General features: G+C 42.0%; 22 protein-coding genes. 5 read left to right on the top strand and 17 right to left on the bottom strand.

What is annotated here, in order from left to right:
• Window positions 1-151 precede the first annotated feature (151 nt).
• The 9 genes from pgpA to glyA form a co-directional block, all read right to left on the bottom strand.
• Window positions 152-640 carry a phosphatidylglycerophosphatase A gene (pgpA, locus tag C9J38_RS00565; protein WP_107205417.1) on the bottom strand — a complete coding sequence of 163 codons (489 nt, stop codon included), beginning with the start codon at window positions 638-640 and terminating at the stop codon, window positions 152-154.
• A 9-nt stretch (window positions 641-649) separates the two neighbouring features.
• Window positions 650-1,633 (bottom strand): thiamine-phosphate kinase, encoded by a 984-nt coding sequence (gene thiL, locus C9J38_RS00560; protein ID WP_107205416.1) that lies wholly within the window; start codon window positions 1,631-1,633, stop codon window positions 650-652.
• A 132-nt stretch (window positions 1,634-1,765) separates the two neighbouring features.
• A complete protein-coding gene (nusB, locus tag C9J38_RS00555) occupies window positions 1,766-2,236 on the bottom strand; it encodes a transcription antitermination factor NusB (RefSeq protein WP_005370080.1) in 471 nt (156 codons plus the stop codon).
• A gap of 2 nt (window positions 2,237-2,238) precedes the next feature.
• Window positions 2,239-2,709 carry a 6,7-dimethyl-8-ribityllumazine synthase gene (gene ribE / locus C9J38_RS00550; RefSeq protein WP_006646664.1) on the bottom strand — a complete coding sequence of 157 codons (471 nt, stop codon included), beginning with the start codon at window positions 2,707-2,709 and terminating at the stop codon, window positions 2,239-2,241.
• A 234-nt stretch (window positions 2,710-2,943) separates the two neighbouring features.
• Complete coding sequence (ribBA, locus tag C9J38_RS00545) at window positions 2,944-4,047, bottom strand: bifunctional 3,4-dihydroxy-2-butanone-4-phosphate synthase/GTP cyclohydrolase II (protein ID WP_107205415.1); 1,104 nt, start codon at window positions 4,045-4,047, stop codon at window positions 2,944-2,946.
• Between the two features lie 51 nt (window positions 4,048-4,098).
• Window positions 4,099-4,755: a riboflavin synthase gene (locus C9J38_RS00540; protein ID WP_105060781.1), complete on the bottom strand. Its 657-nt coding sequence runs from the start codon at window positions 4,753-4,755 to the stop codon at window positions 4,099-4,101.
• Between the two features lie 29 nt (window positions 4,756-4,784).
• Entirely contained in the window at window positions 4,785-5,909 is a 1,125-nt protein-coding gene (ribD, locus tag C9J38_RS00535; protein WP_107205414.1) for a bifunctional diaminohydroxyphosphoribosylaminopyrimidine deaminase/5-amino-6-(5-phosphoribosylamino)uracil reductase RibD, read from the bottom strand.
• A gap of 10 nt (window positions 5,910-5,919) precedes the next feature.
• Entirely contained in the window at window positions 5,920-6,369 is a 450-nt protein-coding gene (gene nrdR / locus C9J38_RS00530) for a transcriptional regulator NrdR (protein WP_107205413.1), read from the bottom strand.
• Window positions 6,370-6,582: 213 nt separating this feature from the next.
• A complete protein-coding gene (gene glyA, locus C9J38_RS00525; RefSeq protein ID WP_107205412.1) occupies window positions 6,583-7,833 on the bottom strand; it encodes a serine hydroxymethyltransferase in 1,251 nt (416 codons plus the stop codon).
• Window positions 7,834-8,226: 393 nt separating this feature from the next.
• Between glyA and C9J38_RS00520 the strand changes: the two genes are divergently transcribed.
• Window positions 8,227-8,841 (top strand): YitT family protein, encoded by a 615-nt coding sequence (locus C9J38_RS00520; protein WP_107205411.1) that lies wholly within the window; start codon window positions 8,227-8,229, stop codon window positions 8,839-8,841.
• A 58-nt stretch (window positions 8,842-8,899) separates the two neighbouring features.
• On the opposite strand, the gene glnB is transcribed toward C9J38_RS00520, so the two are convergent.
• From glnB to purL, 3 genes are all read right to left on the bottom strand, one after another.
• Window positions 8,900-9,238 carry a nitrogen regulatory protein P-II gene (glnB, locus tag C9J38_RS00515; RefSeq protein WP_006646656.1) on the bottom strand — a complete coding sequence of 113 codons (339 nt, stop codon included), beginning with the start codon at window positions 9,236-9,238 and terminating at the stop codon, window positions 8,900-8,902.
• Between the two features lie 100 nt (window positions 9,239-9,338).
• Window positions 9,339-9,743 carry a hypothetical protein gene (locus C9J38_RS00510; protein ID WP_107205410.1) on the bottom strand — a complete coding sequence of 135 codons (405 nt, stop codon included), beginning with the start codon at window positions 9,741-9,743 and terminating at the stop codon, window positions 9,339-9,341.
• Between the two features lie 178 nt (window positions 9,744-9,921).
• Window positions 9,922-13,839 (bottom strand): phosphoribosylformylglycinamidine synthase, encoded by a 3,918-nt coding sequence (gene purL, locus C9J38_RS00505; RefSeq protein ID WP_107205409.1) that lies wholly within the window; start codon window positions 13,837-13,839, stop codon window positions 9,922-9,924.
• A 446-nt stretch (window positions 13,840-14,285) separates the two neighbouring features.
• On the opposite strand from purL, the gene mltF reads away from it, so the two are divergent.
• Entirely contained in the window at window positions 14,286-15,776 is a 1,491-nt protein-coding gene (gene mltF / locus C9J38_RS00500; RefSeq protein WP_107205408.1) for a membrane-bound lytic murein transglycosylase MltF, read from the top strand.
• An 80-nt stretch (window positions 15,777-15,856) separates the two neighbouring features.
• On the opposite strand, the gene tadA is transcribed toward mltF, so the two are convergent.
• Both tadA and C9J38_RS00490 read right to left on the bottom strand, forming a co-directional pair.
• Window positions 15,857-16,384: a tRNA adenosine(34) deaminase TadA gene (gene tadA / locus C9J38_RS00495; protein WP_107205407.1), complete on the bottom strand. Its 528-nt coding sequence runs from the start codon at window positions 16,382-16,384 to the stop codon at window positions 15,857-15,859.
• Window positions 16,385-16,414: 30 nt separating this feature from the next.
• Window positions 16,415-17,305, bottom strand: a complete 891-nt coding sequence (locus C9J38_RS00490) for a LysR substrate-binding domain-containing protein (RefSeq protein WP_107205406.1) — start codon at window positions 17,303-17,305, stop codon at window positions 16,415-16,417.
• Window positions 17,306-17,503: 198 nt separating this feature from the next.
• Between C9J38_RS00490 and C9J38_RS00485 the strand changes: the two genes are divergently transcribed.
• Window positions 17,504-18,634 (top strand): S-(hydroxymethyl)glutathione dehydrogenase/class III alcohol dehydrogenase, encoded by a 1,131-nt coding sequence (locus tag C9J38_RS00485; RefSeq protein ID WP_005370059.1) that lies wholly within the window; start codon window positions 17,504-17,506, stop codon window positions 18,632-18,634.
• An 83-nt stretch (window positions 18,635-18,717) separates the two neighbouring features.
• Window positions 18,718-19,569 carry an S-formylglutathione hydrolase gene (fghA, locus tag C9J38_RS00480; RefSeq protein WP_107205405.1) on the top strand — a complete coding sequence of 284 codons (852 nt, stop codon included), beginning with the start codon at window positions 18,718-18,720 and terminating at the stop codon, window positions 19,567-19,569.
• Between the two features lie 121 nt (window positions 19,570-19,690).
• Here fghA and C9J38_RS00475 read toward each other — a convergent pair whose 3' ends face one another.
• The 3 genes from C9J38_RS00475 to guaB form a co-directional block, all read right to left on the bottom strand.
• The gene (locus tag C9J38_RS00475) at window positions 19,691-21,247 is read right to left on the bottom strand and encodes an AbgT family transporter (protein ID WP_107205404.1); all 1,557 of its coding nucleotides are present in this window, start codon (window positions 21,245-21,247) and stop codon (window positions 19,691-19,693) included.
• Window positions 21,248-21,684: 437 nt separating this feature from the next.
• The gene (guaA, locus tag C9J38_RS00470) at window positions 21,685-23,262 is read right to left on the bottom strand and encodes a glutamine-hydrolyzing GMP synthase (protein WP_107205918.1); all 1,578 of its coding nucleotides are present in this window, start codon (window positions 23,260-23,262) and stop codon (window positions 21,685-21,687) included.
• A 111-nt stretch (window positions 23,263-23,373) separates the two neighbouring features.
• Window positions 23,374-24,837: an IMP dehydrogenase gene (gene guaB / locus C9J38_RS00465; protein WP_107205403.1), complete on the bottom strand. Its 1,464-nt coding sequence runs from the start codon at window positions 24,835-24,837 to the stop codon at window positions 23,374-23,376.
• A gap of 273 nt (window positions 24,838-25,110) precedes the next feature.
• On the opposite strand from guaB, the gene xseA reads away from it, so the two are divergent.
• Window positions 25,111-26,460: an exodeoxyribonuclease VII large subunit gene (gene xseA / locus C9J38_RS00460; RefSeq protein WP_107205402.1), complete on the top strand. Its 1,350-nt coding sequence runs from the start codon at window positions 25,111-25,113 to the stop codon at window positions 26,458-26,460.
• The last annotated feature ends 31 nt before the right edge of the window (window positions 26,461-26,491 follow it).

The following is a 26,491-nucleotide window of genomic DNA, read 5'->3' as shown; positions in this document are numbered from 1 at the left end:
CTAGTTAAACCGTCAGATTTATGATGAAAAATAAATGATTTTATTAGGAATGCGACACATTATATTTTGTAAAAATTGAGGAGATAAAAACAAAAAAAGCTGCACGAATGCAGCTTCTAAATCAATTTTATAATGTGATCGTTAGGTTTAACTAAAAACCAAGCCAGTAGCCAACCACCCATAACGCAATCATTGCCATGAAACCGGCAAGAATATCGTCAACCATAATGCCAAAGCCACCTTTAACATGTTTGTCTAGCCAGCTAATTGGCCATGGTTTTACCATGTCGAAGAAACGGAATAAAATAAAGCCCGTTAATACCCACTGCCATGTGGCTTCTGGGGCGATTGCCATTGTGATCCAAAAACCAACAAATTCATCCCACACAATACTGCCATGATCATGTACCTGCATATCGTTAGAGGTGATGGTACAAATTTTTATACCAATCAACGCAGCAATAAACACGACAACTAAGTACCAGCTAAAAGGTAACTGTGCTAACAGTAAATAGAGTGGAACAGCAGCTAATGTACCCATCGTGCCAGGCACGTACTTCGCTAAACCACTACCAAACCCTGTTGCTAATAAATGCCAAGGGTTACTCATTTTCAATAAATCTTTAGGATTTGTAGACACGCTGATACCTTACTTATTTGAACTCATAAAATGATCCCACCCTGACACTTGCCAATCAATAGGCTCACCTTGTTGTAATAAAACAATACCACTAGATTGAGTTAACTGACCAATACGAGACACTTGAATACCTTTTGCCATCATTAAAGATTCAACTTCAAGACATTGATGCTTCGGTACAGTAAAACACAATTGGTATTCTTCACCGCTGCTTAATGCCAATTGCTGCGCTTGCTCTGGTGTCGAACAATAGGCGATTAGCTCAGAAGATAAAGGAAGCTGCTCGATATAAATTTCAGCTCCGACACCTGATCGTTTAACTATATGATCTAAATCTGCAATTAAACCATCGGAAATATCTAACGCAGCAGATGCAATACCACGCAATGCAATTCCTGCTTCTACCTGCGGTGTCATCATAAAATGACGTTCTTTTAAGGCATAAGACAGAGCAAGATCATGATATGGTTTGTCCGTTAATAATAACGCTAAACCTGCTGCGCTATCACCCAATTGACCGGTCACATATATTGAATCACCTACCTTAGCACCACTACGTGTCAATGCTTGCCCGTTAGGAACAAACCCTTGAACCGTTAGAGTAATACTGAGAGGACCTTTGGTGGTATCCCCACCAATAAGTTGAACATTATACTGCTCAGCTAATTGGAAGAACCCCTCACAAAACTGATTTAGCCAATGCTCATCAAACGTCGGTAGTGTTAACGCCAAAGAAACCCAAGCAGGCGTTGCTCCCATGGCGGCTAGATCACTTAAATTTGAGGCTAATGCTTTATGTGCGACTAATTTAGGATCAGCATCTTGCAGAAAATGCGTGCCGGCAACTAACGAATCGGTACTGATCGCTAATTGACACCCTTCTGGAACACGAACTAATGCGCAATCATCACCAATCGCAAGATCAACATCTTCTCGCTTAACATTCTGGTGTTCAAAGTACCGCCCAATTAAATCAAATTCACCTTGTGCCATAATCGTTCAACTCATCCATTATCAGCCACCATTATAATGCCCTTATCTTTACGATTGCTTCATATCAACACAATAGATAAAAAAAAAGCCAGCTAAGCTGACTTCTTTTATCTAGTTTCGTTACTTCGAAAATTACTTTTCTTTACGAAGTGTTGGTGCAGCTTTATCAAGTACACCATTAACGAACTTGTGGCTATCTTCCGCACCGAATAGCTTAGCTAATTCGATTGCTTCGTTAATAACAACTTTAAATGGTACGTCTTCACGCTTAACCATTTCGTACATTGCAAGACGAAGTAGCGCAAGTTCCATCTGATCAAGATCCTGTAGAGGACGAGATAAGTATGGACGCATCTTGCTATCAAGTTCTTGGTGGCTTAGTACTACGCCTGTGAACAGATCACGGAAGTAGCTAACATCAGTATGTGGTGCAGCAAGAACTGGCGCATCAGCTTGATGTTCTTCTTCTTCAAACTTATCGCCAGAAAGAAAATGTTGCTCAATATCAGCAACATTACCTTTCGTAAGTTGCCAAGAGTAAATAGCTTGTACAGCAAACTGACGTGCATTACGACGTGCGGCTGGTTTCACAGTAACCCCCATTATTAGGATTCGATTTGGGACAGGACATTAACCATTTCGAGCGCGCTTAGTGCAGCCTCTGCCCCTTTATTACCAGCCTTGGTACCGGCACGCTCAATGGCTTGTTCAATAGAATCTACAGTCAAAACACCAAAAGCAACTGGAGTATTATACTCAAGTGCGATTTGTGCTAGACCTTTATTACACTCACCGGCAACATAATCGAAGTGCGGTGTACCGCCACGAATAACTGAGCCTAGAGCAACGATTGCATCATAACGGTCGCTTTTAGCAACCTGTTGAGCAACAAGTGGTAGCTCGTAAGCACCAGGACAACGAACAACAGTAATGTTGTCTTCGCTAACCTGTCCTTGACGTTTCAGCGCATCTAATGCACCTGAAAGTAAGCTTTCGTTAATAAAGCTGTTGAAGCGTGCAATTACGATAGCAACTTTTGCGTTTGGTGCCGCGATGGCGCCTTCAATTACCTTCATGGGCCTTCCTGTGACTATGTCTTTCCGGTTTGAGAAACCGCGGGAGTCTATCACACTTTGCAATATCTCTGCTATGGACAACCGTCGGTTTCAACAGATTTGTTAATATTTATTGCTTATCTGTCCTTGATTCGACCAATAAACAGTATTGAAAGCGGTAGTTAAAAATAATAATTGTCTTTAGCTACCGCAGATATCAGTTATTTTATCACTAGCATCTAACATTTGGTGAATTTAATCACAAATATACTCAACGACTTCTAAGCCAAAACCTGATAGTGAATGATAACGTTGCGTACTTGATGACAATAAACGCATTTTACTTACGCCTAAATCAGAAAGAATTTGTGAGCCTACACCAACTTGGCGAGACGGATCTTTCTGTGTCACTTTCACCTTAGGTTGACCTGCTTCTTCCGCAGCAATATTTTTCACTTTATGAATAATGGCATCAGTTGGTTCTTGTTTACTTAAAATAACCAATACACCATTTTCTTCGCTAATGCGCTTCATTGCTGCAGGCAGCGTCCATTGCGTTGCACCTGATTGCAGAATATCTTTAAACGTATCTTGCAAGTGAACACGTACAAGCGTTTCTTCACCCGCTTTGATATCGCCTTTACGCAGCGCATAGTGCACTTCGTTATCAATCTTGTCACGGTAAGTGATCATCTCAAACTCACCGAACTCTGTTGGTAATCGACACTCAGCTACACGCTCAATCGTGGTTTCATGATTATTACGGTATTCAATCAGATCAGCAATTGTACCTAATTTAAGGCCATGTTTTTCCGCAAACACTTCAAGCTGCGGGCGACGTGCCATCGTGCCATCTTCATTTAAGATCTCAACAATCACACTTGATGGCTCAAGGCCAGCTAAACGCGCAACATCACAACCCGCTTCAGTGTGACCTGCGCGGGTTAATACGCCACCTTCTTGTGCCATTAATGGGAAGATATGGCCCGGCATAACAATATCAGCTGCAGTCGCATTTGCTGCAACGGCTGCTTGTACTGTGCGAGAACGATCAGCGGCTGAAATACCCGTAGTTACCCCTTCAGCTGCTTCAATAGAAACAGTGAAAGGTGTGCCAAACTGTTCGGTATTTTCTTGAACCATTAAAGGCAAGTTCAATTTTTGACAACGGGCTTTGCTCAGTGTCAGACAAATTAGACCACGACCATAGGTCGCCATAAAATTAATAGCTTCAGGTGTAATTTTTTCAGATGCAATAATCAGATCGCCTTCATTTTCACGATCTTCATCATCCATCAGAATAACCATTTTGCCCTGACGAATATCATCAATAATTTCTTTTGCGCTGCTTAAAGCCATAACACTACCCTTAATTCTTATGTACCTTAGCTGACTAGCTAATCATCATATTTAGCCAAGAAAACCCGTTCTCGCTAATAAATCCATTGTGACTTGCGGTTTTTTATCTGCAGCTTTATCACCCAACATTAAACGCTCTAAATAGCGGGCAATCACATCTACTTCAAGATTTATCATTCGGCCTGGTTTGAATGCGTCCATTGTTGTTTCTAATGCTGTATGCGGAACAATGGTTAACTTAAATTCATCACCATTAATTTCATTCACCGTTAAGCTAATCCCATCAACCGCAACCGAGCCTTTTTCTGAGATATATTTCGCTAAATGCGCGGGTACTTTTACCCAAAACTCAATAGCGCGTCCCGTATGGTGACGTTCAATAATCTCAGCAACAGCATCAACATGACCAGATACCATATGACCGCCAAAACGCGTCGTCGGTAACATCGCTTTTTCTAAGTTGACGACCTGACCAGCCTGATAATGAGCAAAGGCAGTACGTTTTAAGGTTTCTAATGACAGATCAGCAACATAGCCTTTACCTGTCAATTTAACCACAGTTAAGCACACCCCATTTGTCGCAATACTGTCACCCAATTTAACATCGGACAGATCAAGATTGCCTGAGTCGACAGTGACAGAAATATCAGCGCCTTTAGGTGTTAAAGCGGTAATGGTTCCAATTGCTTCAATGATACCGGTGAACATGGAGAGTCCTTGCTTCTTTATTCTATTGATTAACAGCGTTTAACGGTGGCTGTAATTTTTACATCACAATCAACCATACGTAGATCTGTAATATTCAGATCGATAACTTGATCCATCGCGGTTAATGGCGATAAATTCATTAAACTACGACTATCAGCCCCCATTAATTTTGGGGCCAGATATAAAATCAAACAATCAACTAATTGTGCTTCAAGTAATCCACCCGCAAGCCCAGCGCCAGCTTCAACCCAAATATGGTTTATGCCATTTTCTGCTAACTTGCGCATGAGTAATGTGAGATCGAGTTGTTGGCTATTTTCTCGGGTAGGAATTATCCACTGAGACACGGAGTCAGGCCAATCTTCATTCCCCATTTCTGCGCGTGCCAAAATCGTTTCTCCCGGAAGGTGAAATAACTGATATGCCGGGGTTAATCGGTTTTGGCTGTCAATAATAACGCGAATAGGTTGACGAACATCTGCTTGTGGATATTCATCTTGAATCTGTGTACCCAACTCACTCCAACGCACATTCAGTGATGGATCATCAGCGATAACAGTGGCACTGGTTGATAATATTGCACCAGCTTGCGCACGATGACGTTGAACATCAGCACGAGCATAAGGCCCAGTGATCCATTTACTTTCACCGTTCGCTAACGCTGTTTTACCGTCAAGACTTGATGCCAGTTTTAATTCAACATACGGCATCTTGGTTGTCATTTGTTTAATGAACGCTTTATTAATGGCTTGAGCCTCTTCTTTAAGAAGCCCTACTTGCACATCTACCCCCGCTTTTTGCAACATTTCAACGCCACATCCAGCCACTAACGGGTTAGGATCAACCATGGCACAAATAACTCTACTTACGCCTGATTTAATTAATGCTTCAGCGCAAGGTGGTGTGCGTCCGTAATGAGAGCAGGGCTCTAAAGTGACATAGGCTGTTGCACCTTTCGCGCGCGCACCTGCTTGTTTTAATGCAAACACCTCCGCATGGGATTCTCCCGCGCGAAAATGAAAACCTTCACCAAGGATTTCATCGCCATTAGCAATAACACAACCCACCTTCGGGTTTGGCGCTGTTGTAAAACAACCACGTTTAGCTAACTGAATAGCGCGTAGCATTAATCGTGTATCAAGGTTAGTAAACATTACACTCAGCTTAACGTTCTAGTTTGGCTATTTCTTCACCAAACTCACGAATATCTTCAAAACTACGGTAAACCGATGCAAAGCGAATATAGGCGACTTTATCGAGCTCTTTTAATGCTTCCATCACTAAGTTGCCGATCATCTCTGAAGGCACTTCTCGCTCTCCAGTTGCGCGTAAACGAGTTTTAATATTATTAATCGCACGCTCGATGTCATCCGTACTCACAGGGCGTTTTTCTAATGCGCGTTGAATACCACCTCGAAGTTTTTCTTCATTAAACGGATCACGATTGCCATTGGTTTTCACCACACGAGGCATTACCAATTCGGCCGTTTCAAAGGTCGTATAACGTTCATTACAAGCTAAACATTGGCGGCGTCGGCGCACTTGGTGGCCATCCGCAACCAATCGTGAATCGATTACTTTGGTGTCATTCGCACCGCAAAAAGGACAATGCATTTAGCCTCCTACATTTAATCGCTTCAGTGTAACTCATTTAAAACCGTTAATGAGAATATTCACCCTGTTTTTCTACTCATTTTGATTAAAAAGCCACGAATAGTCGGTTTATTGTTCACTCCGAAAAAGCGCAAAATATAAAAAAGGCTTACCTAGTGGTAAGCCTTTATCATCATAACTCGACAGTTATGTTACTTAATGCATCTAAGTAGATTAAGCGTAAACAGGTAGACGCTTACAAATATCTAAAACTTTTGCTTTTGTTTCTGCAATAACTTCTTCGTTATCAACATTGTCTAAAACATCACACATCCAACCTGCAAGTTGACGCGCATCATCAGCAGTAAAGCCACGACGAGTAATAGACGGTGTGCCAACACGGATCCCTGATGTTACAAATGGGCTACGTGGGTCATTTGGTACACTGTTTTTGTTAACTGTGATGTTAGCGGCACCTAGTGCTGCATCGGCTTCTTTACCAGTGATACCTTTATCGATCAAATCAACAAGGAATAAGTGGTTTTCAGTGCTACCAGAAACAATCTTGTAACCGCGCTCTAGGAATTCACCTACCATTACTTTTGCGTTTTCAACAACACGTGCTTGGTAGTCTTTAAATTCTGGCTCCATTGCTTCTTTAAATGCGACTGCTTTTGCCGCAATAACATGCATTAGAGGGCCACCTTGACCACCAGGGAATACTGCAGAGTTCAGCTTCTTATAAAGATCTTCACCTTCATTAGATAGGATAAGACCACCACGAGGACCTGCTAGTGTTTTGTGCGTTGTTGTTGTAACAACATGTGCATGTGGAACTGGGTTAGGATAAACACCCGCTGCAATCAGACCCGCTACGTGCGCCATATCCACAAAGAAGTACGCGCCAACTTTGTCTGCGATCTCACGCATGCGTTTCCAATCAACAATTTGAGAGTAAGCTGAAAAACCACCGATGATCATCTTTGGTTTATGCTCAAGCGCTAACGCTTCAACTTCAGCGTAATCAATTTGACCGCTTTCATCGATACCGTATGGGATCACGTTGTAAAGCTTACCAGAGAAGTTTACAGGTGAACCGTGAGTTAAGTGACCGCCGTGAGCAAGACTCATACCTAGTACGGTATCGCCAGCATTCAGAAGTGCCATGTAAACAGCATTGTTCGCTTGTGAGCCTGAGTGAGGCTGAACGTTCGCGTATTCTGCACCAAATAGCTGACAAGCACGGTCGATAGCCAGTTGCTCGGCTTTATCAACAAACTCACAACCACCGTAATAGCGCTTGCCTGGATAACCTTCAGCATATTTGTTTGTTAGCTGAGAGCCTTGCGCTTCCATTACACGTGGGCTTGTATAGTTTTCAGAAGCAATCAACTCGATGTGTTCTTCCTGACGAGCTGTTTCTTCCTGAATGGCTGCAAATAGTTCCGCATCATAATCAGCAATATTCATATCGCGCTTTAGCATCTGTATCTCCTAACTCAGCTAAGTTAAATACCATTTTGAGCAAAAACTGAAAAATCGCAATGCTAGGCGCCACGTAGACGCAAACGTTTTCGTCTTGCTTGTTAATTATCGTCTATCTTACATAAATTGATCTAAATCAGGTAGTCCTAATTGTTCTTTTTCTTAATGATTAACTCGGTTTATTTTCAATAGAGCATGAATAATTTTCATCTTGATATACGATTCATGGCTCGATTTTAAATCAAATATAGATGGCAAGTATTTTAACAATAAAATTATTTACAACAGTGTAAAAAATAAATTACAACGCTAAAAAGTGCTTTTCACACGTAAACTTTTATAAATTCTTATTCCCTCTTACTATGGCTTTATTATTTACAAGGAGTTGTTCCATTGAGTCGTATTAAACATCCTGTTCATGAAAATATGATCGCTATTTTAACGGGGACATTTATTGTTGCTCAGGGCATATTTTTTCTACAGCAAAGCCAGTTATTAACGGGAGGCACGACAGGACTCGCGTTACTACTCACCCATTTTGTCGATATCTCTTTTGGTAAGCTGTATTTTTTAATGAACTGTCCGTTTTATTTAATGGCATGGTTTAGAATGGGCAAATCTTTTGCTATTAGCAGCGTCTTATCTGGTGCATTGGTCTCTATTATGGTGGATAACCTTCACCATGTATTAGCTATCAGTTGGCTTAATCCAATTTACTGCGCAGTGATTGGTGGCTTATTGATGGGGCTTGGTATGCTGATATTATTCCGTCATCACACCAGTCTTGGTGGATTTAATGTTCTGGTTTTATTCCTTCAAGATAAATTTGGTATTTCAGCAGGAAAAATCCAAATGTCGATAGATATCTGTATCTTGGTTGCATCCTTTTTCTTTGTTACCCCAACCACTTTATTGCTTTCAATTCTTGGTGCAATTACCCTAAATATTGTCCTTGCAATGAACTACAAACCAGGCCGATATAACCCTGTGGTCCCTGATGTGAATTAGCAATAAAAAAGGAGCATTACAGTCAATGTAATGCCCCTTTTTTGTATTCTTATACAACTTAAATCGCGTCTTCGTCTTCTTCTCCGGTACGAATACGCACTACACGTTCAATATCAAACATGAAGATTTTACCATCACCAATCTTACCTGTTTGTGCCGTTTCAACAATCGTATCAATGCATTGCTCTGCTACTTCATCAGTGACAACAATTTCAATTTTCACTTTAGGTAAAAAATCGACCATGTATTCTGCGCCACGGTATAATTCGGTATGGCCTTTCTGACGTCCAAACCCTTTCACTTCAGACACAGTCATGCCAGTAATACCTACTTCCGCTAATGCCTCACGAACGTCATCAAGCTTAAATGGCTTAATTATCGCTTCAATTTTTTTCATTCTCATCATCCTTTACTGAGCAGAAGTAATATTTTTACTTACAAGCAATTGATTTAATTGCTCTCATTATCGCAGATCCTACAGACAAATTTAAATTTATTTAAACTTCATGCAGTAAGTTTCGATCCATCCTACGCAATAATAAAAAAACTGAATACACTAAAACTACACTATTTAGCCCTAAGATCACCTGATTGCGATAAATACTAGGGACAAGTTCGGGGAGTATCGGAATAATACTGATATTAAGAAACATCGTTGCAGCAGGTATGTAGAAATACAGAGGAAGAAATCCCCATTTTTGACCTTTTAGTAAACCAATAATTGCCAACACGCCAGAAAATAAGACCAGTAAAACGATAATATTTGGCACTATAACTATTTGAGAGGTAGTAAAAAATTGGTCAAATCGGTCGAATTGACGAAAAATGCTCAGCGCAACCAGCACTGCCAGTATTTGGGATGCAATACATAAACGTAAAACTCTGGGAATACCTTCTCCCATATATAATCCTTTATCGCAATAAAAATTCCATTACATCTTATTCCCCAATTATAACCGTCTATTTTCAATTTTTAATGTGATTATTATCAATTAAAGGGTTGAAAAAGTGATTTTCATACAAGAAGAATAAAAAACCGCCATTTCTGGCGGTTTTTTGATTCTTCAACGCTGTTCTTTATTAACCTAAATTAACACGCGCATTTCTAAACATACGCATCCATGGGCTATTTTCACTCCAGTCATCTGGGTGCCATGAGTTTGCAACGGTTCTAAACACACGCTCAGGGTGCGGCATCATGATGGTTACACGGCCATCTGTTGTCGTCACACTGGTAATACCGTTTGGTGAACCATTAGGGTTCGCAGGGTACTGTTCTGTTAGCTTACCGTAGTTATCAATATATCGTAGTGCAACAATATCGGCTTGCTCTAATGCAGCAAGATGATCAGCATTACGCACTTCAACACGACCTTCACCATGAGATACCGCAATTGGCATGTGAGAGCCTGCCATTTCGTTAAAGAATAATGATGGGCTTTGTTGTACTTCAACCAAGCTAAAACGAGCTTCAAAACGCTCAGATTCATTGCGTACAAAACGCGGCCATAAATCAGCACCTGGAATTAAGTCGCGAAGGTTAGACATCATCTGACAACCGTTACAAACACCTAATGCCAACGTATCATTACGGTTAAAGAAAGCTTCAAATTGATCACGCGCAATATTGTTAAACAATACTGACTTCGCCCAACCTTCACCCGCACCTAATACATCACCGTAAGAGAAACCACCACAAGCAACTAAGCCGTTGAAACCATCAAGTTTCACGTTACCCGCTAAAATGTCACTCATATGAACATCTTTCGCATCAAAGCCTGCACGATCAAAGGCTGCCGCCATTTCAACGTGAGAGTTAACCCCTTGCTCACGTAAAATCGCCATTTGCGGTTTAGCGCCAAGATTAATCGCAGGGGCAATAAATGGAGCCGCTACATCATCATTAATATCAAACGTCAGCTTCACATTTAAACCAGGATCTTGGGTATCTTTCTTGGCTTCAAATTCTTGCAATGCGCCAGCTGGGTTATCACGCATCGCTTGCATTTGGTAAGTAGTTTCAGCCCATACGGCACGAAGTTCGGTACGGTTTTGCTCTAGCACTAAGTCATTGCCATTCCAAATACGAACAACATCTTCTTCAACCACAGTACCTAAAATATGGCTGCATGCTTCAAGACCGTTTGCTGCAAGTACCGACTGAACAAAATCAAGATCATCAGTACGTACTTGAATAACGGCACCTAACTCTTCGTTAAATAGCGAGGCTAATACATCATCAACTGCATCTTCACTGCCAGTATTAATATCAACTTCAATACCCGTGTGGCCTGCAAATGCCATTTCCGCTAGCGTGACGTATAAACCACCATCACCACGGTCGTGGTAAGCGAGTAGTTTTTCATCACGTACTAACGATTGCATTGCATAGAAGAAGCCTTTCAGTAATTCAGGACTATCTACATCAGCAGGCTTATCACCCAATTGCTTGTAAACCTGCGCCAGTGCTGTTGCACCTAGGCGGTTTTTACCACAACCTAAATCGACTAATAACAGGCTTGTATCACCTTTATCTGTACGCAGCTGAGGTGTCACGGTTTTACGCACATCTTCAACACGACCAAATGCAGTGATAATCAGCGACAATGGAGACGTCACTTCTTTCTCTTCACCATCTTGTTGCCACTTGGTTTTCATTGACATTGAGTCTTTACCAACAGGAATCGTCAAACCAAGTGCTGGACATAACTCCTCACCAACCGCTTTCACGGCTTCATATAAGCCAGCATCTTCGCCAGGGTGACCTGCTGGTGACATCCAGTTAGCCGAAAGATTGATACGCTTCATATCACCAATATCGCTACACGCAATATTAGTAACCGCTTCACCGACAGCTAAGCGTGCAGATGCGCCAAAATCGAGTAATGCAACAGGTGTACGCTCACCCATAGACATCGCTTCACCATGGTAGGTATCGTAACTAGCAGCAGTAACTGCACAGTTAGCAACAGGTACTTGCCATGGACCTACCATTTGATCGCGTGCAACCAAGCCGGTAACGGTGCGATCGCCAATTGTAATAAGGAAGGTTTTTTCAGCCACAGCTGGCAGACGGAGAATACGCTGCGTCGCTTCAACTAAGTCAATACCACTGCGGTCAATCGCTTGGCCTTCTACTTTTTGTGATTTTACATCACGGTGCATTTTCGGCGCTTTGCCCAATAGAATATCCATTGGCATATCAATTGGCGTATCGTCGAAATGGCTATCTTCTAAGGTTAAATGACGCTCTTCTGTCGCTTCACCCACAACGGCATACGGCGCACGTTCACGCTGACAAATCGCATCGAAAACCGCCATATGTTCTGGTGCAACGGCCATAACATAACGCTCTTGAGATTCGTTACACCAAATCTCTAGCGGGCTCATACCTGGTTCATCGTTAGGAACATCACGAAGTTGGAATTTACCACCACGCTCGCCATCATCAACCAACTCAGGTAAAGCGTTTGAAATACCACCCGCCCCCACATCGTGAATAAAGGCAATTGGGTTAGCGTCACCCAGCTGCCAACAGCGATCAATCACTTCCTGACAGCGACGTTCCATTTCTGGGTTTTCACGTTGTACAGAAGCAAAATCCAGATCTTCTGCCGATTGACCGGATGCCATTGATGAAGCAGCACCACCGCCAAGACCGATATTCATTGCAGGGCCGCCAAGAACAATTAACTTCGCGCCAACTGGAATTTCTTTTTTCTGTACGTGATCAGCACGGATATTCCCCATACCACCCGCGATCATAATTGGCTTATGGTAACCACGTACTTCTTCACCGGCATGCGACGTCACTTTTTCTTCGTAAGTACGGAAGTAACCCAATAGGTTTGGACGTCCAAATTCATTATTAAATGCCGCGCCGCCAAGTGGGCCTTCAAGCATAATATCAAGCGCTGTAACAATGCGGTCTGGTTTACCAAAATCAGTTTCCCAAGGTTGTTCAAACCCCGGAACTTTAAGGTTAGAGACAGTAAAGCCCACTAAACCTGCTTTAGGTTTACCGCCAATACCCGTTGCACCTTCATCACGAATTTCACCGCCCGAACCTGTTGATGCGCCCGGCCATGGGGAAATAGCGGTTGGGTGGTTATGCGTTTCTACCTTCATTAAGATATGAGTATCTTCATGGTGGTAGTTATATTGACGAGATTCTGGATCGGGGAAGAAACGCCCTACTTTTGAGCCTTCCATTACTGCTGCATTGTCTTTATATGCCGACAATACGTGCTCATGGTTTTGCTCATAGGTATTTTTGATCATCTTGAACAATGACTTGTCTTGATCAACACCATCAATCGTCCAATCTGCATTAAAGATTTTATGACGACAGTGCTCTGAGTTCGCCTGAGCAAACATCATCAACTCAATGTCATTTGGATTTCGACCTAGTTTGGTGAAGTTCTCAACTAAGTAGTCAATTTCATCTTCAGCTAAGGCAAGTCCTAAGGTCAAGTTAGCTTGCTCTAATGCCTGGCGACCACCAGCAAGGATATCAACGCTTTTCACCGGTGCAGGCTCTGCTTGTTTGAATAAAGCAGCCGCGGCTTCAAAATCGCCAACAATCACTTCCATCATGCGATCGTGGATTAACGCTTTGACTTGCGCTAATTGTGATGCTGATAGCTCGCAAGTTGATTCAATGTAATATGCGGTACCACGTTCAAGACGCTTAATTGATTTTAAGCCACAATTACGGGCAATATCGGTCGATTTTGATGACCAAGGAGAAATTGTCCCCGGACGAGGGGTAACAAGTAGCAAGGTGCCACAAGGCTCGTGCTCTGCAATCGTTGGACCGTAAGTTAAAAGACTCGCTAGTTTGCTATGCTCATCAGCAGTAAGGGCAGCAGATACATCAGCAAAGTGCATAAACTCAGCATAAATACCTGACACAGGCAGATCGAATTCGCGGCAACGCTCAAGTAGCTTATTAACGCGAAACTCAGACAGTGCGGGTGAACCACGCAAAATTTCCATGTGCAAACGTCTCTCGATTAGCGGTTAAAGAAAAGTAATATTGGCCTAACTCCCAAAAAAATGGGGTAATTACGTCAATGTCACCTCTGATTTATCCCTGATTATTGACTAAATAGATGAATAATCGATTTCGCACCCGCGCAGTATAAGCGATTTTTTTTTGTGACGTAACACCTGACGCAACCGTTTGCGTGTTTTTTTTTCAAACATCCTGAATTTATCAGTAATTTTGACATTAGCCCGATTTTTTGAGCAAAAACTAACCGATAAAACAAAAGGAGACTATTTTTTTGTTTCAATCCGTGAATTAACACATCCAACGACAGGGTTCAGCTTTTCCACTACCGTTCACTTTGATATAAATGACAGCTCATTTTTAAGTTAGGTTAGCTTTGTTGATATACCTTCAATCTCTTACCAATATATACCGTGTACTCATATCATTAATGCTTGCTTTATTATTAAGTGGTTGCCAATGGCAAGAAAAACCGCTTGATCCTTTAGAGCGCATTCGTGAAAGCGGTGTATTACGTGTAGGTACGTTAAATAATCAGCTGTCTTATTATATAGGGGCTGATGGACCAACAGGCCTAGATTATGAATTAGCTCAACGTTTTGCTAAAGAGCTAGGCGTAAAGCTGGAAATGCAAACCATGTTTACCCTCTCGGGCTTATTCCCTGCTTTAAAAAATGACGATATTGATATTGTTGCAGCAGGATTAACGGTAACGCCTCAACGTTTGCAAGGTTTTCACCCTGCTCCTGCTTATTATTATGCCAGCCAAGTGGTTGTTTATAAGAAAGGGAAACGCCGCCCTCGCGATATTGAAGAATTAGCCAATACTGACCGTTCGTTAGCTGTTGTAGCTAGCTCTAGTCATGAACGTAAATTAGAAGAGCTCAAGAAAAAATATCCCAACCTAACATGGCAATCGATCAAAGAAACCGATATCGATGACCTATTACGTAAAGTCGCTAATGGCGAGTTAGATTATACCGTTGCCGATTCTGTTGATGTTGCCCTACTACAACGAACTCATCCTGAATTAGCCATCGCACTTGAACTAACTGAAGATGAACCTATTAGCTGGTTTGTCAAAGACAGTAACAATGACAGCTTATATGCCCTCTTAATTGAATTTTTTGGTCATATAAAACAAAGCGGTGAATTAGCACAGCTAGAAGAGAAATACTTCGGCCATGTCGAACAATTTGATTACGTTGACACTCGTGCATTTTTACGCGCACTCGATAATAAATTGCCTAAGTGGCAAGGGCTATTTAAAAAGTATGCTAACGAGTTTGATTGGCGTTTAATTGCCGCTCTTGCTTATCAAGAGTCGCATTGGGATCCACAAGCGGTTTCTCCAACAGGCGTTCGTGGCATGATGATGCTGACCAATCCAACTGCGAAATCTGTTGGTGTTACTGATCGCCTCAATCCAGAGCAAAGTATTCGTGGAGGTACCGAGTATTTGAGAAAAATGGTTGCCCGTGTGCCTGACAGTATTGATGAGCACGAGAAAGTTTGGTTTGCTCTTGCCTCATACAATATTGGATTCGGTCATATGATGGATGCTCGTCGTCTAACGAAAGCACAACATGGTAATCCCAATACATGGGCTGATGTAAAGCAACGTTTGCCACTATTACAACAGCGAAAGTATTACACGCAAACTCGCTATGGGTATGCGCGCGGTACAGAAGCGGTTAACTATGTTGAAGGGATCCGCCGTTATTACCAAAGTATTATTGGTTTTGAGCAGACGCATAGCGACAATTATGATGGTGATGATGTCACGATTATTAATGGATTACAGACCATCACATTACCGAATAACCTAATACAAACTTCATCAGCGGCAAGAAACACCCTAACTAGCCCTTCTCAGGCGACAGCAACCTCAGCTGCGATTTCGGTCTCGACCTCAAAATAAATCGCCCACAATATAAAATTTAAAAACAAAAAAGCTCAGGTTATCCCTGAGCTTTTTCTTTTCCGTTGTTAGGCGATAGGTTAAAGCGACTGATCATTCGCCATCTGTTGTTTAGCTAATAGCTTTGCCGCTTTTTTCTCTGCTCGTCGACGTTTAAAAAAAGCTTGTAGCTGAGCACGACATTCCTCGACTAATACGCCTGATGTTTGCTCTACATGATGATTGACGCCATCATAGCTAAGTAAATTCATGGTACTTCCAGCCGCCCCTGTTTTTAGATCATCAGCACCGTAAACGACCTTTCCCACACGACAATGCACCATAGCTCCTGCACACATTGGGCAAGGCTCTAAAGTGACATACAATGTAGTATCAATTAAACGGTAATTTTCTAGCACTTTACCCGCTTGTCGCAACGCCATTATTTCTGCATGCGCTGTGGCATCATGTTGACCAATAGATCGGTTCCAGCCCTCACCCACCACTTGACCGTTATAAACAACAACGGCCCCAACAGGTACTTCACCTTCTTCTTCTGCTTTGGCTGCGAGCTCTATCGCACGGCGCATAAAGTGTTCGTCGTTTGGTTCTACTTGTATCGTCATCATTTACATATTCAGTCAAAAATACATTTTAGCTTATACGTCGTAATGGCTAATTCGCGGTAATTTCTCGGCCAAAAAGTCCACCAGCATTCTTATTTTAGGTGATAGGTGACGGTTATGTGGATACAGCGCCCAAATCCCTTCATCTGGCTCTTGGTAGTTAGTCAAAATAGGAACAATGGCACCCGAATCTAAATCTTTATCAATATAGTAATCAGGTAACTGCGCTATACCGATCCCTTTTAATACCGCATCACGTAAACCGTAACCACTATTGCAGTTTAAATTCCCAGAGACTCTAACACTTTTCTCTTTGCCTGATTCTTGAAAACGCCAATGATCATAGTTTCCGATCAAGCAGTTATGGTGACGTAATTCAGAAAGTGAATGTGGTACACCAAATCTTGCAAGATAATCAGGAGACGCACAAACATACATCGTACGAGAAGTTAAACGTTTTGCCATCATTGAAGAGCTTGTCAAACGACCAAGACGAATCGCTAAGTCAAAGCTACCTTCAACTAAATCAACCTGTCTATTGGTCATATCAATAACCACTTCAAGTTCTGGGTATTGCAGCATGAAATCATTCACTAACGGCATGATATATTTTTCACCGTAGGTGACAGGAGCCGTTAATTTAATTAAGCCTTGAGGTGTTCCACGTAAGTTACTTAATGCGCGTTCAGCTTCTTCCAAACCGTCCATCACTTGACGACAGTGCTGGTAATACACATTGCCTTCTTCGGTCAATGACACCTTACGCGTAGTACGATAGAATAATTTCGTATTAAGTCGATTCTCTAAGGCACTGACTTGTCGGCTCACTTGCGCAGTTGAAATACTTAATCGTTTAGATGCCGCTGTAAAACTTTCAGTTTCAGCTACAGCTACAAATTCTGTTACGCCTTCCCATAGGAACATCTTACTTACCTATATTTTGATACCAATAACAGTCATTATTACTGTTAGGTAAAAGTTATTTGCACTTTAACCTAATTATCATTTATTCAGAAATAAATACAATAGTCTTCATCGAATCGAGACAGAGAAATTTCGATTAAACTTAATTACTCTCTACGAATATCAATAACAACGTAGAACAAATAGAAGAGAATTATAATGACTGATAAATTTATCAAATCAAAAGCTGCGATTGCATGGGGTCCAAACCAACCACTTTCTGTTGAAGAAGTTGATGTAATGCTTCCTCGTGCAGGTGAAGTTCTCGTTCGCATCGTTGCAACTGGCGTATGTCATACTGACGCATTCACACTATCAGGTGATGATCCAGAAGGTATCTTCCCTGCAATTCTTGGTCACGAAGGCGGCGGTATTGTTGAAATGATTGGTGAAGGCGTTACCGATCTTCAAGTAGGCGACCACGTTATTCCACTTTACACAGCAGAATGTGGTAAGTGTAAGTACTGTCTATCTGGCAAAACAAACCTTTGTCAGGCAGTACGTGAAACTCAAGGTAAAGGCTTAATGCCAGACGGTACAACACGTTTCTACAAAGATGGTCAACCTATCTTCCATTACATGGGTTGTTCAACATTCTCTGAGTACACTGTTCTTCCTGAGATTTCACTAGCGAAAATCAACAAAGAAGCACCACTAGAAGAAGTTTGTCTACTAGGCTGTGGTGTAACAACAGGTATGGGTGCGGTACTTAATACAGCGAAAGTTGAAGAAGGTAGCACTGTTGCTGTATTCGGTCTTGGTGGTATCGGTCTAGCAGCGATTATTGGTGCAACTATGGCGAAAGCAAGCCGCATCATCGCTGTTGATATCAACGAAGAAAAATTCGAATTAGCACGTAAGTTAGGTGCAACTGACTGCATCAACCCAATGAAGTTCGACAAGCCGATTCAAGAAGTGATCGTTGAAATGACTGACGGCGGTGTTGATTACTCTTTCGAGTGTATTGGTAACGTAAACGTAATGCGTTCTGCACTTGAGTGTTGTCATAAAGGTTGGGGCGAATCAGTAATTATCGGTGTGGCTGGCGCAGGTCAAGAGATCTCTACTCGTCCATTCCAACTAGTAACAGGTCGTGTATGGCGTGGTTCTGCATTCGGTGGTGTTAAAGGCCGTTCAGAGCTTCCAGGTATCGTTGATCGTTACATGGCAGGTGAATTCCAACTTGATGACTTTATCTCATTCAATATGGGCTTAGACAAAATCAACGAAGCATTCGACCTACTACACGAAGGTAAAAGTATCCGTACTATTATCCACTTCGATAAATAAGAATATAATTACATAATAATTAATGCGCAGAGATCATCTTCTGTACCCTATCTCTGCGCCTAATCTGACTGAGAGAGCATCCCATGCCTTTAGAAAACATTAGCTGTAATAAAACTGCTGGCGGTTGGCATAAACAATATACACACCGCTCAGAAGTACTTAATTGCGATATGCGTTTTGCTATTTTCCTACCACCACAAACGGCTGCAGGACAAAAAGTACCAGTACTTTACTGGTTATCAGGCTTAACGTGTACTGATGAAAACTTCATGCAAAAAGCGGGCGCTCAACGTATCGCAGCAGAATTAGGTGTTGCCATTGTTGCACCCGATACTAGCCCACGCGGTGAAGGTGTAGAAGATGATCCTGTAGGTAGCTATGATTTTGGTTTAGGTGCTGGGTTCTACGTGAACGCAACAGAAGCACCTTGGAATCGTCATTACAACATGTACGATTACATTGTTAATGAGCTACCAGCATTAGTTGAAGCGCACTTCCCTGTATCAGATCAGCGTGCAATCAGTGGCCACTCAATGGGTGGACATGGCGCATTGATGATTGCGATGCGTAATCCTGAGCGTTTTTCTTCAGTATCTGCATTTAGCCCAATTGCTAATCCAATGAATTGTCCTTGGGGTCAAAAAGCCTTCACTGGTTACTTAGGTAGCAACACTGAAACGTGGAAGCAATACGATTCAAGCGAGTTAATTCGTAAAGCTGAGAAAAAACTGCCAATGCTGGTTGATCAAGGTACTCATGACAACTTCTACATTGAAGGTCAACTTCGTACCGAAAGTCTAGCTGCCGCTGCAAAAGTAAATAACTACCCGGTAGAAATTCGCATGCAAGATGGTTACGACCATAGCTACTACTTTATGGCAACATTTATTGAAGATCACTTACGTTTCCACGTAGAGCACTTCAACAAGCAATGAGTATGCGTGTCATACTGAAGTATTCACATAATATCTTCAGATGCTAAATAGAAAAAAGCCTCACTATTCTTAGCGAGGCTTTTCTTTTATCTGCTCAAATTTAAATGTTCAGTCACTTAAATTATAAGCTGTATGTGTATGGCGCTTGTACACCTAGAGGAATGCCTAACGCCCAGTAAGCAAGTAAGAAAATTGTCCAACCAACTAACATTGCAATTGAGTATGGCATCATCATTGACGCTAATGTACCGATACCAGAACTCTTCACATAACGTTGCATGTAAACAACAACCAATGGGAAGAACACCATCATTGGTGAAATGATGTTAGATACAGAGTCACCAACACGGTATGCCGCTTGCGTTAATTCTGGAGAAATTCCTACCGCCATTAGCATTGGAACCATGATAGGACCAATCAGTGCCCATTTTGCCGATGCAGAACCCACTAACAAGTTAACACTCGCCGTTAATAAAATCATACCCACAATCGTTATCTGGCCTGGCAAATTCATTTCTTGCAGTAACTGCGCGCCAGATAGTGCTAATAGCGTTCCCAGGTTAGATTGGGTAAAGGCTACTAGGAACTGAGCGATGAAAAAGACCATGACCATAAAGCCTGCCATACCAGCCATTGTAGTAGACATCGCTTTAATTACATCGCTGCTTTGCTTAAAGGTACCAGCAACGCGACCGTAAATGATCCCAGGGATCACGAACAGGATAAAGATTAGCGGTACGATTGATTGCATTACCGGTGCATTAAACGCTGCTATTTCACCCGTTGGGGAACGCAGTGGTGATGATTCTGGCCATACCGCTGCAACTAATAGTACGATACCAGCAACCATTGCCCAACCCGCGTAAGAAAATGCTTTGCTTTCAAGTTCAGTGAAAGAGCCCATATCAGGTGCTTCTTCCGCATCTTCATCGATAGCTGTTTTACTTAAACGAGGCTCAATCACTTTATCTGTAATGTACCAACCGATACCAATGATCACGATAGATGATAAACCAGTGAACATTAAGTTCGCTAGTGGGTTCACAATGTAGCTAGGATCCATAATACGTGCAGCTTCTTGGGTAAAGCCTGCAAGTAATGGGTCAATACCAGACGGAATAAAGTTTGCTGAGAAACCACCTGATACGCCAGCGAATGCAGCCGCAATACCCGCTAATGGGTGACGACCTGCCGCATGGAAAATAATACCACCTAGTGGAATAACCAGAACATAACCCGCATCAGCTGCAGTATGTGAAACAATCGCAACTAAAATTAACATTGGCGTTAATAGTTTAGCAGGGGTCACATTCAGCATCTTCTTTAGGCCGGTATTGATAAAGCCAGAAGCTTCAGCAACACCAACACCTAACATTGCCACCAGTACAATACCTAATGGGGCAAAGCCAGTGAAATTCTTCACCATATTGGCAAGGAAACTCGCCAACGCATCACCTGTTAAAAGATTGTTTACTTGTACAACTTGTTGTGTAACAGGGTGAACTAAACCAAAGTCAAACTGAGACATAATCGCGGAAAGTACCCAAACTGCGATTAATCCCCAAAAGAATAATAAAGCAGGATCTGGGATCTTATTACCTGCTCGCTCAATACCATTTAAAAACTTATCCATAGCACTTGATGGCTTCGGTGCTTGATTTAATGTTTTTTCGTTCATGGCAACTCCGTGCCCCCATATTGGTTACGTCTGCAAAGTGGACTTACTTTAGTAAGTCTCATTGTTTTGCCTTTCAGCTACTACGGCTGAATTTAGGTCGGGTGATTGTAGCGAAATACAATAAAAAAAAAGCCATATCACCTAACGAATAACTAAACCTTATTACGGAAGATTGTAACCAAGCATTAACCATAAACAATAAAGCAACAACTCAACAAACAATTAAAAACATAAACACCAACAAATACAAAACAAGTCTCAATCGCTTAGTTATACCTCTAGAAAATCCCCTCCAACAAGTAACCTTACGTGAAGCATGTCTTTCCTCATTTTCATCTTCATTTGAATGGATATCTATAAAATATGAGCAATAAAAAACCCTAGTAAGTCACCTTACTAGGGTTTGATGTTTGCTCAGTATTTTTCAGTAAGAGAGATTATTCCCACTCAATCGTTGCTGGCGGCTTACCTGAAATATCGTAAACCACACGAGAAATACCATCGACTTCGTTGATAATACGGTTCGATACTTTGCCAAGGAAGTCGTAAGGCAGGTGTGCCCAGTGTGCTGTCATAAAGTCGATTGTTTCTACTGCACGTAACGATACAACCCAATCATATTTACGACCGTCACCCATTACGCCAACAGAGCGAACGGGTAGGAACACGGTAAATGCTTGTGATACTTTGTTGTAAAGATCGGCTTTGTGAAGCTCTTCAATAAAGATAGCATCTGCACGACGAAGTAAATCACAATACTCTTTCTTCACTTCACCTAGTACACGTACACCTAGACCAGGCCCTGGGAATGGGTGGCGGTAAAGCATGTTGTAAGGTAAGCCTAGTTCTAGACCAATCTTACGTACTTCATCTTTAAATAACTCTTTTAATGGCTCAACTAGACCCATTTCCATATCGTCAGGTAGACCACCTACGTTATGGTGAGATTTAATCACGTGTGCTTTGCCTGTTTTCGATGCTGCAGATTCAATCACATCAGGGTAAATCGTTCCCTGCGCTAACCACTTCGCATTTTTCAGTTTCTTAGATTCTTCATCAAATACGTCAACGAATACGTGACCAATTTTCTTACGCTTCGCTTCTGGCTCATCAATACCTGCAAGTGCAGATAAGAAACGATCCTCAGCTTGTACATGAACAATGTTTAGACCGAACTTGTCGCCAAACATGTCCATCACTTGTTGACCTTCATTTAAACGAAGCAGGCCGTTATCAACAAATACACACGTTAGCTTGTCGCCAATCGCACGGTGAATAAGCATAGCAACAACTGATGAGTCTACGCCGCCAGAAAGGCCAAGAATCACTTCATCGTCACCCACTTGCTCTTTAATACGAGCAATAGCATCTTCAATGATATTTGCTGATGTCCATAGTTTTTCACAGCCACAGATATTCATTACGAAGTTCTCAATTAACTTCATACCTTGACGTGTATGCGTCACTTCAGGGTGAAACTGAACACCGTAAAAACGCTTCTCTTCATTCGCCATTGCTGCAAATGGGCACGTTTCTGTTTCTGCAACTTTGATAAAATCTGACGGGATTTCTACCACTTTATCGCCATGGCTCATCCACACATCCATTAATGATGTGCCGTCTTCGGCTGTTGCGTCTTGAATACCTTCAAGGAAATGTGTTGGTTCAACAATTTTAACTTGTGCGTAACCAAATTCACGCTCAGATGAACCTGCAACTTTACCGCCTAACTGCTCAGCCATGGTTTGCATGCCGTAGCACACACCAAATACAGGTACACCAGCTTCAAATACATATTGTGGTGCACGTGGAGAACCGGCTTCCGTTACACTTTCAGGACCACCAGAAAGAATAATACCGTTTGGCGCAAATTCACGGATATCGGCTTCATCAACATCCCAGCTCCAAAGTTCACAGTACACACCAATTTCGCGAATACGACGGGCGATTAGCTGTGTATATTGAGAGCCAAAGTCCAAAATAAGGATACGTTGTTCATGAATATTTGTGGTCATGGTCATTAGTGAATGTTCTCGAATAATTTTATATATTGGGAGCAAAGGCTCTGCTCCCGATGTTATTTCTTACTGACGTAATCGTTAAACCCAAAGATGAGTGGGTAACAATTAACCCATACGGTAATTAGGTGCTTCTTTAGTAATAGTCACATCATGAACGTGTGACTCTTTCATGCCAGCCCCTGAAATACGTACAAATTCAGCTTTAGTACGAAGATCTTCAATCGTTGCTGAGCCCGTTAGGCCCATGCTTGAGCGTAAGCCACCCATTTGTTGGTGAACGATTTCTTTTAGGTAACCTTTATAGGCAACACGGCCTTCAATACCTTCTGGTACCAATTTGTCAGCCGCATTATCAGTTTGGAAATAACGGTCAGAAGAACCTTTTGACATTGCGCCTAGTGAACCCATGCCACGGTATGATTTGTATGAACGACCTTGGTATAGTTCAACTTCACCCGGTGCTTCTTCAGTACCAGCAAACATAGAACCTACCATTACACATGATGCACCAGCGGCAATCGCTTTACACATATCACCAGAGTAACGAATACCGCCATCAGCAATAACAGGAATACCGTATTGATCAGCAACAGATGCCGCTTCTGAAATTGCGGTAATTTGTGGAACACCAACACCTGTAACAATACGAGTTGTACAGATTGAACCAGGGCCGATACCAACTTTTACTGCACTCACACCTGCTTCAATAAGAGCACGTGCACCTTCAGCCGTAGCGACATTACCGCCAACAATTGGAAGATTAGGGAATGCCGCACGCGTTTCACGAATACGTTGTAGAACGCCTTCAGAGTGACCGTGTGAAGAATCGATAAGCAGTACGTCTACGCCAGCTTCAACCAAAGCAGCTACACGCTCTTCATTACCAGCACCAGCACCAACCGCAGCACCTACACGTAAGCGGCCGCGCTCGTCTTTACAAGCATTAGGTTTACGTTCTGCTTTTTGGAAGTCTTTTGCAGTAATCATGCCTTTAAGGCGGAATTCATTATCAACAAGTAACACCTTTTCAACACGGTGTTGTTGCATGATAGCTTCAACTTCTTCACGAGATGCGCCTTCTTTAGCCGATGCTAAATCTGCTTTAGATGTCATCACTTCTTCAACTGTCTTTGAAAGATCAGTAACAAATCGAACATCACGACCTGTAATAATACCAACTAACTCATTGCTATCTGTTACTACAGGGTAACCAGCAAAACCGTTCAGCTCTGTTAATCGCTTAACATCAGCAATCGTTGCGGTAGGTTTAACAGTCACAGGTTCAGAAACAACACCTGCTTCGAACTTTTTCACCATGCGAACTTGATCCGCCTGCTGTTCGATAGACATATTTTTGTGAATGAAACCGATACCACCTTCTTGAGCAAGACCGATAGCTAAGCGACCTTCAGTCACAGTATCCATTGACGCTGACACCATTGGGATATTAAGAGAAATATCTTTTGTCAGTTGAGTGCGCAGATCGGCAGTGTTAGGTAGAACGGTTGAATGGGCAGGAACCAGCAAAACATCATCGAAGGTTAAAGCTTCTTGTTTAATTCGTAACATTGCAATATCTCACACCGAATAGGGGTTTAAAGAAGGATAAAATATTGCGGTCGAATTATACGTATGAAGCAAACGTTTGGCTAGATTTTTTTTAATTTTTTTTCTTGACACATTTTAATTGATAAGTAATATATTTCGGTTAACTATCCGGTGATGCGGTCAAGGAAATACGGCCAAGATCTGTCCATTGATCTGCCTGTATACTTTATGTCTTATTCGGTTTTATTTTGACCGCCTGCCTACTACTTCATTCGATAGCAGGTACCATTCCTAGTGACCACTTTTTCCCCTCAAAGCCAAACGAATAGTCGTATTTACACGGTTTCTAGCTTAAATGCACAAGTACGTCTCGTACTTGAAAATGAAATGGGTGTAGTGTGGCTTATTGGTGAGTTATCTAATTTTTCGATGCCCGTTTCTGGTCATTGGTATTTCACCCTGAAAGATTCACGTGCCCAAGTTAAATGTGCCATGTTTAAAGGCAGTAATCGACATGTGACCTTTAAACCTGCCAATGGTAATCAAGTATTAGTTAAGGCGCGTTTGTCATTATATGAACCACGTGGTGATTATCAGCTGATCATTGAAAGTATGCAGCCAGAAGGCGATGGTCGCTTACAACAGCAATTTGAACAATTAAAAATGTCGTTAGCAGCGGAAGGTTTATTTGCGCAATCACTCAAAAAAACGCTGCCAGAACAACCTAAACGAGTAGGTATTATTACCTCAAAAACAGGCGCGGCTCTGCACGACATTTTACAAGTATTGCAACGTCGCGATCCGAGTTTACCCGTTGTAATTTATCCAACCATGGTACAAGGCGAAGGCTCTGCAATTTCTATTGCACAAGCGATTGGTCGAGCCAATGCTAGGCAGGAATGTGATGTATTAATTGTCGGTCGAGGTGGCGGTTCACTGGAAGATCTTTGGGCATTTAATGAAGAAATTGTCGCGCGAACCATTGCCGCTAGCCAGATCCCCATTGTCAGTGCGGTTGGTCATGAGGTCGACGTCACTATCGCAGATTTTGTTGCCGATGTCCGTGCACCAACACCTTCTGCTGCCGCTGAGTTGATCAGTCGCGATATGACTCACCAAACACAATTACTCGATCGTAAAAAACAACAATTGCGCCATGCTATCAGGTCGTATTTATCACACTCTTTGCGCCAAGCAACTCAAATACAACACCGTTTAGAGCGTCAGCATCCACAGCTTCGTTTAAATCAGCAGCAGCAACATCTTGATGAAATTAGTCAACGCTTAGTTCAAGCGATGCAGAAAAAATTACAAAAGCATCAACAACATATCGATAGTAATAACTATAAAATATCACTTTACTCCCCCGCTACGTTAGTAAGCAATGCACAACGAAATTTAGAGCGGAGTGAACGAAGACTCTATGATGCTTTAGACCGTAAGCTGCTAAATGCAAAACATAAATTAGCGGTAGCTGCAGAAAAACTAGAAACAGTAAGCCCCCTCGCAACTTTGGCCCGTGGTTATTCTATTACTCGAAATGAGCAAGGTGATCTAATCAGAAATACATCACAAGTTCAGCATGGTGATAAACTTATCACCACAGTAACGGATGGTGATATCCATTCCTGTGTTATCAAATAACCATAGTATCTGTTAACAAAAATGGCGCTAT

Origin of the sequence: Photobacterium sp. GB-210, from assembly GCF_003026075.1 — a bacterium.
Lineage (GTDB): Bacteria > Pseudomonadota > Gammaproteobacteria > Enterobacterales > Vibrionaceae > Photobacterium.
This window is presented reverse-complemented; position numbering and strand designations above follow the sequence as displayed.

Bases quoted from the DNA above. Each gene is read 5' to 3' on its own strand.
- ribE (WP_006646664.1), bottom strand. From the start codon at position 2,709: ATGAAGGTAATTGAAGGCGCCATCGCGGCACCAAACGCAAAAGTTGCT.
- nrdR (WP_107205413.1), bottom strand. From the start codon at position 6,369: ATGCATTGTCCTTTTTGCGGTGCGAATGACACCAAAGTAATCGATTCA.
- nusB (WP_005370080.1), bottom strand. From the start codon at position 2,236: ATGGGGGTTACTGTGAAACCAGCCGCACGTCGTAATGCACGTCAGTTT.
- C9J38_RS00490 (WP_107205406.1), bottom strand. From the start codon at position 17,305: ATGTTCCTATGGGAAGGCGTAACAGAATTTGTAGCTGTAGCTGAAACT.
- C9J38_RS00475 (WP_107205404.1), bottom strand. From the start codon at position 21,247: ATGAACGAAAAAACATTAAATCAAGCACCGAAGCCATCAAGTGCTATG.
- ribD (WP_107205414.1), bottom strand. From the start codon at position 5,909: ATGTTTACTAACCTTGATACACGATTAATGCTACGCGCTATTCAGTTA.
- purL (WP_107205409.1), bottom strand. From the start codon at position 13,839: ATGGAAATTTTGCGTGGTTCACCCGCACTGTCTGAGTTTCGCGTTAAT.
- C9J38_RS00485 (WP_005370059.1), top strand. From the start codon at position 17,504: ATGACTGATAAATTTATCAAATCAAAAGCTGCGATTGCATGGGGTCCA.
- guaA (WP_107205918.1), bottom strand. From the start codon at position 23,262: ATGACCACAAATATTCATGAACAACGTATCCTTATTTTGGACTTTGGC.
- tadA (WP_107205407.1), bottom strand. From the start codon at position 16,384: ATGATGACGATACAAGTAGAACCAAACGACGAACACTTTATGCGCCGT.
- ribBA (WP_107205415.1), bottom strand. From the start codon at position 4,047: ATGGCTTTAAGCAGCGCAAAAGAAATTATTGATGATATTCGTCAGGGC.
- C9J38_RS00510 (WP_107205410.1), bottom strand. From the start codon at position 9,743: ATGGGAGAAGGTATTCCCAGAGTTTTACGTTTATGTATTGCATCCCAA.
- mltF (WP_107205408.1), top strand. From the start codon at position 14,286: ATGCTTGCTTTATTATTAAGTGGTTGCCAATGGCAAGAAAAACCGCTT.
- glyA (WP_107205412.1), bottom strand. From the start codon at position 7,833: ATGCTAAAGCGCGATATGAATATTGCTGATTATGATGCGGAACTATTT.
- C9J38_RS00540 (WP_105060781.1), bottom strand. From the start codon at position 4,755: ATGTTCACCGGTATCATTGAAGCAATTGGAACCATTACCGCTTTAACA.
- glnB (WP_006646656.1), bottom strand. From the start codon at position 9,238: ATGAAAAAAATTGAAGCGATAATTAAGCCATTTAAGCTTGATGACGTT.
- guaB (WP_107205403.1), bottom strand. From the start codon at position 24,837: ATGTTACGAATTAAACAAGAAGCTTTAACCTTCGATGATGTTTTGCTG.
- fghA (WP_107205405.1), top strand. From the start codon at position 18,718: ATGCCTTTAGAAAACATTAGCTGTAATAAAACTGCTGGCGGTTGGCAT.
- thiL (WP_107205416.1), bottom strand. From the start codon at position 1,633: ATGGCACAAGGTGAATTTGATTTAATTGGGCGGTACTTTGAACACCAG.